The sequence below is a fragment of the Pseudomonas sp. FP2338 genome (assembly GCF_030687515.1).
GTDB lineage: Bacteria > Pseudomonadota > Gammaproteobacteria > Pseudomonadales > Pseudomonadaceae > Aquipseudomonas > Aquipseudomonas salomonii.
The window spans coordinates 3583395-3596523 of record NZ_CP117436.1; the positions used below are offsets into that span (position 1 = coordinate 3583395).

At 62.7% G+C, this 13129-nt stretch carries 4 protein-coding genes; 2 read left to right on the forward strand and 2 right to left on the reverse strand.

The features are described from left to right. Nucleotide 1: 1 nt before the first annotated feature. The gene (locus PSH96_RS16050) at nt 2-11017 is read right to left on the reverse strand and encodes a non-ribosomal peptide synthetase (RefSeq protein ID WP_305453838.1); all 11016 of its coding nucleotides are present in this window, start codon (nt 11015-11017) and stop codon (nt 2-4) included. Nucleotides 11018-11226: 209 nt separating this feature from the next. On the opposite strand from PSH96_RS16050, the gene PSH96_RS16055 reads away from it, so the two are divergent. Next, nucleotides 11227-11490, forward strand: a complete 264-nt coding sequence (locus PSH96_RS16055; protein WP_017139593.1) for a type II toxin-antitoxin system HicA family toxin — start codon at nt 11227-11229, stop codon at nt 11488-11490. Continuing rightward, nucleotides 11475-11840 (forward strand): type II toxin-antitoxin system HicB family antitoxin, encoded by a 366-nt coding sequence (locus PSH96_RS16060; protein WP_056859316.1) that lies wholly within the window; start codon nt 11475-11477, stop codon nt 11838-11840. The genes PSH96_RS16055 and PSH96_RS16060 overlap by 16 nt, the downstream gene beginning before the upstream one ends. Here the strand turns inward: PSH96_RS16060 and PSH96_RS16065 are convergent. Beyond that, entirely contained in the window at nt 11807-13012 is a 1206-nt protein-coding gene (locus PSH96_RS16065) for an MFS transporter (RefSeq protein WP_305453840.1), read from the reverse strand. The genes PSH96_RS16060 and PSH96_RS16065 overlap by 34 nt on opposite strands. Nucleotides 13013-13129: the final 117 nt, after the last annotated feature.

Consider the following 13129-nt stretch of genomic DNA (forward strand, 5'->3'; position numbering starts at 1 on the left):
TTCAAATCGCCTCTAGTTCGCTCAAAAAGTCACGAAGGTCATCAAAATCTTCCGCGCTGCCGGCGCGGAAGGTGGCAGCGGCCTGCACATAGGCGCGCAACGTTTCGGTCTGGAACACTTCCACCAGCGGCACTTCCAGCCCCAGTTCGGCCTGCACCCGCGAAGTGATCTGGATCGCCAGCAGGGAGTGGCCGCCCACTTCGAAGAAGTTATCGTCCAGGCCCACGCGAGGCAGGTGCAGAATCTCGGCCCAGATCGCGGCGATTTGCTGCTCCAGCTCGGTTTGCGGGGCGACGTAGTGCTGTTGCATCTGGCTCGCATCCGGCTCGGGCAGGCCCTTGCGGTCGAGCTTGCCGTTAGGCGTGAGTGGCATCTGCGCCAGGAACATGAAGTGCGTGGGCACCATGTAATCCGGCAAGCGGGTTTTCAGCGCACGGCGCAGGCTGTCGCGGAACTCGGTTTCATTTGGCTGCGCGGTTGCTGGAACCACATAAGCCACCAGTTGTTTGCCGTTCGGGCCTTCCTGGGCCACGACAACGGTTTCGCCAACGCTGTCCTGCTCACGCAGGCGCGCCTCGATTTCACCCAGCTCAATACGGAAACCACGGATTTTCACTTGGTGATCGACACGCCCGAGGTAATCCACCACGCCGTCCGCACGCCCTCGGGTCAGGTCGCCGCTGCGGTATACGCGGCTGCCGGATTTGCCGAACGGGTCCGGCACAAAACGTTCGGCAGTCAGTGCCGGGCGCTCCAGATAACCGCGGGCCACACCTTCGCCGCCCAGGTACAGCTCACCGGCCACGCCGATGGGTTGCAGGTTGAGCTGCGAGTCCAGCACGTAGCCGCTGCGGTTGCCCAACAGCGTGCCGATCGGCGCATAGACCGCGCCGCAGGGATCGCCTCGGCGGGCTTTCCACAGCAGCGGCGTGACCACAGTTTCGGTCGGGCCGTAACCGTTGAACAGGTACGTCGGTTTCAGTGCGCGCCACGCCAGGTCGTAGCTGGCCTGCGCCACCGCATCGCCACCAAAGCAGTACACGCGCACGTTAGGCGGGTTGCCGTCGCGCTCTGCATGCTCGGCCAGCTGTTGCAGGTACACCGGCGGGAACACCGCCATGGTCACGTTGTGGCGGTGCATTTGCGCGTAGGTGTATTCCGGCAGCCACAGGCTGTCATCACGGATCAGCACGCTGGCGCCGTTGATCAGCGGGTGCATCCAGCCTTCGTGGGAACCGTCGAAGGCGAAGGACATGAAATGCAATTCGCAGTCGGCCGGGCTGGTTTCGTAGCGCTCGCCCGTGGCGATGATGTGCGCCACCAACGGGCCGTGGGAAACGGCCACGCCCTTGGGCATGCCGGTGGAGCCGGAGGTGTAGATCACGTAGGCGAGGTTGTCGCCGTCCAGATCGACCTGCGGCGCGGTATCCCTATAGCCGGTCCAGTCTTCGGTGCGGTCAATGGCCAGGGTGTCCAGACCCTCGGCGAGCGGCAATTGCGCCAAGGCACTGGTGTGGCTCAGCAGCAATTTCGCGCGGCTGTCTTGCATCATGTACAGCAGACGGTCACGCGGGTATTCGATGTCCAGCGGCACATACACGCCGCCAGCCTTCATCACTGCGAGGAAGGCCACCATGATTTCCGCACTGCGTGGCATGGCAATCGCCACCCGCACTTCCGGGCCGACGCCACGGGCGATCAGCGCATGGGCCAGGCGGTTGGCCTGGCTGTCCAGCTCGCCATAAGTCAGGGTTTGCGTATCGAACTTGACCGCCACCGCATCCGGGTTTTCCCGCGCGCGATCGGCGAACAGCTCGTACACCAGGCGTTTGGCCGAGAAGCCGGCGTCGGTCTGGTTCCACAGCTGCAGGATGTGCTGTTGCTCATCCTGGCTGAGCAGGTTCAACTGGCTGATGGGCTGCTGCTGGTCGGCGACCATCGCCTGCAACAGGTTTTGCCAGTGACGGGCCATGCGTTCAATGGTCGACGCTTCGAACAGGTCGGTCGCATAGCTCAGGGACGCACTCAACTGGTCACGGGATTCTTCGATATCCAGGGTAAGGTCGAAATGCGCAGCCGTTTCGTCCCAAGTCACCGGGCTCATGTCCAACTGCGCCAGGCGCTGTAAATGCTCGCCGGCCTGGCTGATGTGGTGGTTGAACGCCACCTGGAACAACGGGCTCAAGCTCAGGCTGCGCTCAGGTTGCAGGGCCTCGACTAGTTGCTCGAACGGCAGGTCCTGATGGGCCTGGGCCTCCAGGGCGCGGTGTTTGACCTGCTGCAGCAACTGGGCAACGGTGGTTTGCGCGTCGATCTCGGCCTTGAGCACCTGGGTGTTGACGAAGAAGCCGATCAGCCGTTCGGTTTCAACACGGTTGCGGTTGGCGATCGGCACGCCGACACGGATGTCCCGCTGGCCGCTGTAGCGATGCAACAACGCGTGGTAGGAGGCCAGTAGCAGCATGAACAGGGTCACACCTTCGCGCTGGGCCAACAACTTGAGGTTATCGAGCAGCGGGGTCGGCAGCGCCATATACAGACGCGCGCCGCGATGGGACGGTACCGCAGGGCGCTGGTGATCAAAAGGCAACTCCAGCACCGGTTGCTCGCCACCGAGCAGTTCACGCCAGTAGTCGAGCTGGCGCGTCTTTTCACCGGCTTCCATCCAGTCGCGCTGCCATTTTGCGTAGTCGGCGTACTGGATCGGCATCGCCGGCAATTGCAGGGCCTGGCCTTGGCTGTAGGCCGTATACAACTGCACCAGTTCGTCGACCAACACTTGCATCGACCAGCCGTCGGAGATGATGTGATGTTGCACCAGGACCAGCACATGCTCGTCTTGCGCCAGGCGCAAGAGGCTCACACGCATCAGCGGCCCCTGGCGCAGATCGAACGGTTGCGCCACCAGCGCTTCCACCGTGGATTTAAGCTGTGCTTGATCGGTGAGCTGCGACACGAGTTCGATCCGCGCCTGTGGGCTGACCACTTGCACCGTGCGGTCGCTTTCTTGCTGCAAATGCGTGCGCAGGCTGTCGTGGCGCGCTACCAGGGTATCGAAGGCACGTTGCAGGGCGCTGCGGTCCAGCGGACCTTTCAAGCGCAGCGCACTCGGCACGTGATAGGCCGAACTGTGCGGGTCCAGTTGCCAGAGGAACCACTGCCGTTCCTGGGCGTAGGACAGCAACAATGGCTGATCGCGGTCCGCCGCCACCATCGCCGGCGCCGAAGCGCTGACCGCGGCCAGAGTGTTGACCCCAGCCAGAGTGTTAACAAAATCGCCCAGCACGGGCTGCTCAAACAGCGTGCGCAGTGCAACTTCGATACCCAGGCCATGGCGCAAGCGGGACACCACCTGCGTGGCGAGCAGCGAATGCCCGCCCATTTCGAAGAAGTGATCGTTGAGCCCGACCCGTTCGGCGCCCAGCACCTGGGCCCAGATAGCCGCGACACGTTGCTGGGTCTCGGTGACCGGTGCAACCCAATCGACCAGGGCTTGGCTGATATCCGGCTTGGGCAGCGCGGCACGGTCCAGCTTGCCGTTGGGGCTCAGTGGCAAGCGCTCCAGCACCAGCAGATGCGCCGGAACCATGTAGTCCGGCAGCTCTTGGCGCAACGCGGCCTTGAGTTGCGTGCGCAATTGAGCCTGCTCGGTGTCGGACAAAGACTGGCTGGCCACGATATAGCCGACCAACTGGTTGTCCGCCGCGATCACCAGCGCCTCGCGCACACTGGCCTGGGCCAGCAGGCGCGCTTCGATTTCACCCAACTCGATACGGAAACCTCGCACCTTGACCTGATGGTCGATTCGCCCCACGTACTCGATCATCCCATCGGCGCGATAGCGCGCCAGGTCACCGGTGCGGTACAAACGGCCGACGCCGTCAGCGCAAAAGGGATCGGGAATGAAGCGGTGGGCCGTCAGGTCCGCACGCTTGAAATAACCCCGCGCCAGCAGCGGCCCGCCGATCACCAACTCGCCCGCGACACCGACCGGCACCGGGTTGAGGTTGGCATCCAGCAGGTAAATGGCACGGCCATCCAGCACGCGGCCAATCGGCATCATCGACGGCAAGGCTTCACGGCCCTCGACATACGCGGCGCAGTCCAGGGCAGTGGCGGTCACCGTGGCTTCGGTAGGCCCGTAGGTATTGAGCAACCGCACATGCTGCAAGCCCGCTGCGCGCCAGGCATTCAGCCCTTCAGGCGGCATGGCTTCGCCGCCAATGTGCAGTTGGCGCAAGCGCCCGTAATCACGTGGGCCCAGGTCTGCAAAATCGCGCACCAGAGCCAGCCAATAGGCCGTGGTCAGGTCGACCACGGAAATATCGTGTTCAATCAGTTGCTGGTAGAAGGTGTCGCTGTCCCACAGTTCGCCACCGCGTACCACCACCGCTGCACCGCAGCACAGCGCCGGGTAGAGCTGCTCGACAAAGCCGTCGAAATTGAAGGTGCCAAATTGCAGCACTCGGTCATGGGCTTGCAGCGCAAACAGTTCAGTGAAGACCTCCACATGCCGGGCCAGGGACGCGAGGTCGATGCCCACACCTTTTGGCCTGCCGGTCGAGCCGGACGTGAACATCACGTAGGCCAGGTTGGCCGGCTGCGCCCTCGACTCGGGGTTTTCAGCGCTGTAGTCGGCCAACCAGTCTGCGCCGGACTCCAGGCACACAAGCGTCAGGTTCGCGCTGATCGGCAGATGCGCCACCAATGGCTGCTGAGTCAGCAGTAATTGCAGACCGCTGTCCTCGATCATGCATTGCAGGCGGTCGGCCGGATATTTCGGGTCCAGCGGCACATAAGCGCCACCGGACTTGAGCACCGCCAGCAAGCCGACGATCATTTCCAGGGAACGGTCGACCGCAACGCCCACCAGCGTGTCGGCGCTGACGCCCAACGCGATCAGGCGATGGGCCAGGCGGTTGGCGCGCAGGTTGAGGTCGGCGTAGGTCATACGTTGCTGATCCAGGATCAGCGCGATGTTTTGCGGGTGCAACGCGGCGTGTTGTTCGAAGCGCTGCAATACGCTTGCCTTGGCCGGTTGAGCGACACTGCACGGGTTCCAGTCTTGCAGCACGCGGGTGTATTCAGAATCCAACAGCAAGGGGATGGCGCCCACGGCTTGCTCCGGCGCCTGGATAAATTGCTGCAGCAAGCCCTGCAAGTAGGTGCCAATGTGCTGCACGGTGTCGGTCGCAAACTCCGCACGCAGGTATTCCAGGTGCAGGCTCAGGCGCTCGCCGCCGTGCACGGTCAGTGTCAACGGGTAGTTGGTGCGCTCCTGATGACTGACGCCACTGAAGCGCAAACCGCCCTCACCCGACTGCTCCAACGTCTTGGCCACCGGGAAGTTTTCGAACACCACCAGCGTGTCGAATAACGCCTCACCGGCCGAACCGGCCCAGCGCTGGATATCAAACAGCGGCGTGTGTTCATGCTCGCGCATTTCCAGGTTCAGTGCCTGTACGCATCGCACCCAATCGCTGACGCTTTGCGCCGGACTGGCGGCAGCAATCAGCGGCAAGGTGTTGATAAACAGGCCGACTTGCTGCTCGACATTCGCCAGCTGCGCCGGGCGCCCGGACACCGTCACCCCACAGGCGACGCTGGACTGGCCGGTGTAGCGTTGCAGCAGCAACAGCCACGCCGATTGCACCAGGGTGTTGAGGGTCACTTGGTGCGCACGGGCGAAGGCCGAAAGGCGCTGAGTCTGGATAGCATCCCACTCACAAAAGACTTCACCGTATTCACCCGCACTCTGCGCCGGGCTTTTGGGCACACTGCGCGCCAGATGCGTCGGCTCGTCCAACTGCGCCAGGCGCTGGCGCCAAAAGGCCTCGCCCAACGCCGGATCCTGCCGTTGCAACCAGGCGATATGCTGGGAAAACCCCGCGCCCACCGGCGCCAATGCCAGGCCCTTGCAGGCCTGCAGCACTTCATTGAGCACCAATGCATTGCTCCAGCCGTCCATCAGGATGTGATGACTGGTGTAGATCAAGTGCCAGCGGTCTTCAGCCGTACGTACCAACGCCACCCGCAGCAACGGCGGACGCGCCAGCTCGAAGCCTTCGCGATGGTGCTCGGCGGCCAGGCGATCCAGGGCGGCGGGAAGGTCCTGATGCCCGCGCCAGTCGAACTCGGTGAACGGCAAGCTGACCTGGCGATACACCACTTGCAGGGCTTGACCCTGGTCGTCCTGCCAGACAAACCCGGTACGTAACATGTCATGCCGTGCCAGCACTTGCGTCCAGGCGCGCAGGAAGACTGCCACGTCCAGGCCGTGCACATCGGCGCGCAACTGGCTGACGTAAATGTCATCCTCGCCCTGTTGGTAGAGGCTGTGAAACAGCATGCCCTGTTGCATCGGCGACAACGGGTACAGGTCCTGCACGTCCCTTGCTGGCAGTGCCAGCTCGTCAAGCTGGGGTTGGGTCAATTGCGCCAGGGTCACGTCGGCCGGTGTCAGGCCGCCCTGTTTCGGATCGACGCAATGCGCGATAAGGGCCAGCAGTTCCTGCTGGAAATCATCCGCCAGGTGCTGGACAGTCGCCACCTCGAACATCTCACGGCTGAACCCCCACTGCAGGGCCAATTCACCGCCGTACACCTGCCCTTCCACCGTCAGCCAGTTGGCCAGCGGCGCCTGCGGGTCCTGGGCTTGCCCACTGCCCTGGGTGGCAGGCACGAACAACGCCGACTCGTTGAACTGGCGGTCGAACTGCCCCAGGTAGTTGAACGTGATGCGTGGCGCGGCCAGGTTCGAGAGCGCTTCACGGGCGTCAGGCGTGCCGAGGTAGCGCAGCAGGCCGTAGCCAATGCCTTTGTGCGGCACGGCGCGCAGTTGTTCCTTCACCGACTTGATGGCCGCCGACAGCTCGCCACCGGCTTGCAGGCGCACCGGGAACAGGCTGGTGAACCAGCCCACGGTGCGGCTCAAGTCAAGCGTGTCGAACAGGTCTTCACGGCCATGGCCTTCCAGCTGGATCAGTGCGGCAGCCTGCTCGCTCCAGCGGCTGACCACGCGCGCCAGCGCGGTGAGCAGCAGGTCATTGACCTGGGTGCGGTAGGCCGCCGGGGCGTCTTGCAGCAGTTGACGGGTGTGTTCGGCGCTCAAGCGGATTTCGAGCTTGCTGCCCAGGCGATTCTGCAGGCCGCCCTGGGGGTTGTCGCAGGGCAGATCGGCGCTCGCGGTCTGGGCCTGCCAATACGGCAGTTGGTTGCCCAGCGTCAGCGCATGGGCCTGCAACTGCTGCGCCCAGTCTTGGTAGGCACTGGTCTTGGCCGGCAACGCCGCGTTGCGGTAAGCCTGTTGCAGGTCTTCGAGCAGGATGCGCCACGACACGCCATCGACCACCAGGTGATGCACCACCAGCAGCAGGCGCTGGGCGCCGTCTGCCATCGAAACCAGTACCGCGCGCAGCAGCGGCCCCTGTTCAAGGTCGAGGCTGCGGTGCGCTTCGTCGCAAAGTGCGGCCAGCTCAGCCTCGTCAGCGACCTGGGCCTGCCACACTGAAGCGCTTGCAACCGGCTCGGCGTGGGCTTGCTGCCAACCGTCTGCCTGTTGCACAAAACGCAGGCGCAGGGCGTCATGCTGGTTGATCAAGCGGGTCAAGGCCACGTCCAGGCACGCGGACTCCAGGGTTTCGCGCGGGGCCAACAGCAGCGACTGGTTCCAATGCTGACGCGCCGGGATCACCTGCTCGAAAAAACTGTGTTGCACGGGCGTGAGGATCACCTCGCCGCTGACCGGGCCTTGATCGATCACCGTCGCCTGTTCAAAGCTCGCCACCAGCGCCAGGCTGCGCACGCTCTGGTACTGGAACAGGTCACGCGGGATGAGGCGAATCCCCGCCTGACGCGCGCGGCTGACCACTTGGATGGAAATAATCGAGTCGCCACCCAGCTCGAAGAAGTTGTCGTCCAGACCCACTTGCGCGGCGCCGAGCACATCGCTCCAGATCGCTGCCAGGGCCTTTTGCAGTTCGCTTTCGGGCGCGACAAAGGCTTGTTGCGGCGCGGCATCCGGCAACGGCAGCGCCTTGCGGTCGAGCTTGCCATTGGCGGTGACCGGCAATTTGGCCAGGGTGACGAAGTGCGTGGGCACCATGTATTCCGGCAGGCTGCTGAGCAACCAGGCCTTGAGGTCGGTCGGTTCTTCACCTTCGTTAACCAGGTAGGCAACCAGCTGTTTGCCGCCCTGCACCAGTACCACGGCTTCGCGCACCTGCGGGTGTTGCATCAGCCGGGTTTCGATTTCGCCCAGCTCGATACGCAAACCGCGCAGCTTGACCTGATGGTCGAGACGGCCGAGGTATTCGATCACACCATCGGTACGCTGGCGCACGCGGTCGCCGGTGCGATACAGGCGCTCGCCGCGAATAAATGGGCTGGGCACAAAGCGTTCGGCGGTCAAGCCGGGGCGACGGTGATAACTGCGCGCCAGGCCGACACCGCCCAGGTACAACTCGCCAGAGACACCGGCGGGCACCGGGTTGAGCTGGGCGTCGAGCACATAGGTGGCCAGGTTGGCAATCGGGCGGCCAATAGGCACGCTGTCGGCGCCTTCGTCGATGCATGTCCAGTGGGTGACGTCGATGGCGGCTTCGGTGGGGCCATAGAGATTGAACAAGCCTACCGTTGGCAGCTTGGCGAACACCTGCAGCTGCGCATCCAATGGCAAGGCTTCGCCGCTGCACACAATGCGCTTGAGGCTCGTACAAGCCTGCACGCCCGGCTCATGAATAAACGCCTGGAGCATCGACGGCACGAAGTGCAAGGTAGTGATGGCGTGGTGGCCGATGGTCTCGATCAGCCGCGCCGGCTCGCGATGCTCGCCAGGGGCAGCGACCACCAGCCGTGCGCCGGTCATCAATGGCCAGAAAAACTCCCACACCGACACGTCGAAGCTGAACGGGGTTTTCTGCAAGACCGCATCGCTGGCGTCCAGGCCGTAAGCCTGCTGCATCCAGCACAAGCGGTTGACCAACGCCCGATGGCTGTTGCCGGCGCCCTTGGGTTTGCCGGTGGAACCGGAGGTGTAGATCACATAAGCCAGGTTGAGCGCCTGGATGGCCACGGCCGGTGATTCGCTGCTATAGCCGTCCAGCCAACCCGGCGCCTGGTCCAGAACGATCACTTGCACGCCATTAATCGGCAGCAAAGCCTGCAGGCTCTGCTGGCTGAGCAACAGCTTGATGCCGCTGTCTTCGATCATGTAGGCGAGGCGTTCCTGGGGGTATTCCGGGTCCAACGGCACATAGGCACCGCCAGCCTTGAGAATCGCCAGCAAGCCCACCACCATCTCGACCGAGCGCTCCACGCAGATACCCACCAGCACGTCGGGGCCAACGCCCTGCTCGCGCAGGGCATGGGCCAACTGGTTGGCGCGGGCGTCGAGCTGGGCATAGCTCAAGGTGGTCGCACCAAACACCAGCGCCGGTGCCTCCGGGGTGCGCTGCACCTGCTCTTCAATGAGCCGATGCACACCTTGCTCGGTCGGGTACGCCTGGGCCGTCTGGTTCCATGCCTGGACCAGCACCTGCTGCTCATCGGCGGCCAGCATCGGCAACTCACCGATGCGGTGTTGGTCGCCGGCCACCATGGCGTGCAACAGGCTGACCCAGTGCTCGGCCATGCGTGTAATAGAGGGCGCGTCAAACAGGTCGTTGGCGTAGGTCAACGCGGCATGCAAGGTGCCGGACTTTTCATAGGTGTCCAGGGTCAGGTCGAACTGGGTGGTACGGCCTTGCCACTCCACCAGCGCCAATTCCAGGCCGGAAGCGGTGTTGATCGAGGCAATGTCCGCCACCACTGGCTGGTGGTTGTACATCACCTGAAACAGCGGCGTATGGCTCAGGCTGCGCTCGACCTTGAGGGCTTCCACCAGGCGCTCGAACGGCAGCTCCTGATGGGCCTGGGCGCCCAACGCATGCTCCTTGATGCCTTGCAGCAACTCGGCGACACGGGTTTGCCCGGTCAACTCGGTGCGTAGCACCTGGGTGTTGACGAAGAAACCGATCAGCCCTTCGACTTCGCTGCGATTGCGATTGGCAATCGGCACACCGACGCGGATATCGCCCTGCCCCGTGTAGCGATGCAACAACATGTTGAAAGCGCCCAGCAGCAACATGAACAGGGTGACGTTGTGCTTTTGCGCACAACCGCGCAGCTGCGACGCGAGGCCTGAATCGATGGCGAAATTATTCCGGGTGCCCTGGTAGCTGGGCATGGCCGGACGCGGGCGATCGGTGGGCAGCTCCAGGACCGGATGCTCATCACCCAAACGGGCCTGCCAGTATTCAAGCTGGCGCGCCTGCTCCCCCGCTTCCAGCCAACGCCGCTGCCACAGGGCGTAGTCGCTGTACTGGATCGGCAGCGCCGGCAATTGCGGCGTTTCGTGGCGTTCGTGGGCGTCGTAGCAGCGGATGAACTCGTCGATCAGCACATTCATCGACCAGCCATCGGAGACGATGTGGTGCAGGGTCAGCAGCAGCACATGCTCTTGCACATCCAGCTTGAGCAATTGCACGCGCAGCAGCGGGCCATTTTCCAGATCGAACGGCAGCAGTGACTGCCGGGTCGCAGCGTCGTTGACAGCCTGCTCGCGTGCGTCAAAGGCCAGCGCACTGAAGTCCAGATGCTCGACGGCAACCGACGGCTCGATGGCAACTTGCAGCAAGCGATCGTCGGCCTGGCGCTGGAAGACCGTGCGCAGTGTTTCATGACGTGCCACCAGGCTTGCGAATGCCTGCTCCAGTGCGCGCAGGCTGAGGGCGCCTTTTAACCGCACGGCGCCAGGCAAGTTGTAGGCGCCACTGGCCGGGTCCAGTTGCCACAGAAACCACATGCGCTGCTGCGCGTAGGACAGCGCCTGGCGATCCTCCACCTCCACTCCTGCCGGAATCGGAAACCGGGAAAAATCCACGCCTTCTTTCTGTAGGGCTTGCAGGAAAACCTGGCGTTTCTCCAGGGGCAACCCGATAAACCGGCGAGCAAGTTTCAAGGAGTCTTCAGCATTCATTTCTTGGAGTCCGGAACAATAGGCGGGAAGCACAAAGGCACGTCGTCCCTATAAAACGAACCGGACAAGGAAAAATTAGCGGGGCGTAAGCGGCGTGAAGTGCGGTGTCATCAAGGGTTACATCAATCTCAGCCAAGGCTCGCCAACTCGGGCTAGCATTGACGAACACCACTTTTTGCAACTACATTTAGTTACACGCAGGGAACGCCGTGTCCAAAAATGAAAAGCTGCTCGCCAAACTGCTCAATGAGCACATGGCTTTTACCTGGCCTGAGCTGGTAACGCTGCTGCACCAACTCGGCTACAGACAGATTGAAGGGGCTGGAAGCCGCGTAAAATTCGATATCGGCAACCCCAGTGCAATGATCACCTTGCACAGGCCTCACCCCGGCAACGAACTGAAACACTACATTCGGCGCCAGATCATCGAACAATTGAAATCAGGAGAACTGATTCAGTGGACAACCAACTGAAACACCAAGGCTACATCGGCTCTATCGAAGCCAGCCTCGAAGACAATTGCCTGTTCGGCAAGGTGCTGTTCATCAAGGCACTGGTGAGCTATGAAGGCAAAACCGTCGCCGAGCTGGACGCGGCGTTCCGCGAGGCGGTGGATGACTACCTCGTGACCTGCCAGGCACTGGGGCAAACCCCGGAGAAACCTTGCAAGGGTTCATTCAACGTGCGCGTCGGCCACGACTTGCATTTGGCGGCGGCCCTGGCAGCGACGCGCAAAAAAGTCACGCTCAATGACCTGACGCGACAGGCGTTGAATGAGTTTTTGCAGCATCACTGCGCAGAACCTGTACCGACGCTCGGCTGAGCGCCCAAGGACCGATACCCAAACACCGCCGAGCCCAATACCACCGCGCCCGCCACCAATGCCACCCAGAACCCGCTGGCAGCACCGAAGTGGTCGATCATCCAACCGGAGCTGGCGGCACCAATGGCCACGCCGATACTCAGGCCGGTGATCAGCCAGGTCATGCCTTCAGTCAGGCGGCTGGGCGGCACCACCTGCTCCACCAGGGCCATGGATACGATCAGCGTTGGGGCAAAGAACAGCCCGGAGATAAAGATCGCCGCCGCCAGACCGGGGATATTGGTCACCAGCAGTAGCGGTAATGTGGTCAACGCCGTGGCCACGCCGCAGAACAGAAATTGCCGAGGCAACGGCGCCTTGAGCTTGAGCATGCCAAAGGCCAAACCCGCCAGGCACGACCCGATGGCATACACCGACAGCACGATACTGGCCGCCGCCGGTTGGCCCTGGTGTTGGGCGAAGGCCACGCTGACCACATCCACCACACCCACGATTACGCCCATGGCAAGCAGCAGGATCATCAGGATCAATACCGACGGTGAAGCGATCAACCAGCGGCCGTGGTGGTCTTGCTGCGCATGCACCGGCGGCTCTGTCGCGCGCTGCAGCACAAAGGTGGTAACGCCAACCGCCAACAGCAACGCCGCCACCAAGGGCCCCGCTTCCGGGAACAGCACCACGCTCAGGCCTACCGAGATCGGCGGGCCGATAATGAAACACACCTCATCAAGCACCGACTCCAGGGCGAAAGCGGTTTGCAGCCTGGGCTGGCCACGGTACAGCTCGGTCCAGCGGGCCCGTACCATGGCCGACATATTCGGCATGCAACCGGCCAGTGCGGCGAACACGAACAGCGTCCAGGCTGGCGCCTGCAAACGAGTGCACAGCAACAACAGCAACAACGCTCCGCCGCCGATCAACGCCGCAATCGGCAGCACCCGACCTTGGCCATAGCGGTCCACCAGGCGGGACACCTGCGGCGCACAGACTGCCGTCGCCAAGGCAAACACCGCCGCCACCGAGCCTGCCAGGCCATAACCGCCATGCACTTGCGAGAGCATGGTGATCAGGCCGATACCGGTCATCGAAATCGGCATACGCGCAAGCATGCCCGCCAGTACAAACGCCCGGCTGCCTGGGGCCTGGAATAACTCGGCGTAGGGATTTGCCATCCTGCTTAACCTCTTCCTCAACCCTTGAAACTTGCGATTTGCAGGTATCAAGGCAAAATACATACGGTGCGTATGTGACAAATCATGCGTAACATACGCAGCGTATGTCAATCACTC

Coding starts and splice junctions, on each gene's coding strand:
- PSH96_RS16050 (WP_305453838.1), bottom strand. CDS start 11,017: ATGAATGCTGAAGACTCCTTGAAACTTGCTCGCCGGTTTATCGGGTTG.
- PSH96_RS16065 (WP_305453840.1), bottom strand. CDS start 13,012: ATGGCAAATCCCTACGCCGAGTTATTCCAGGCCCCAGGCAGCCGGGCG.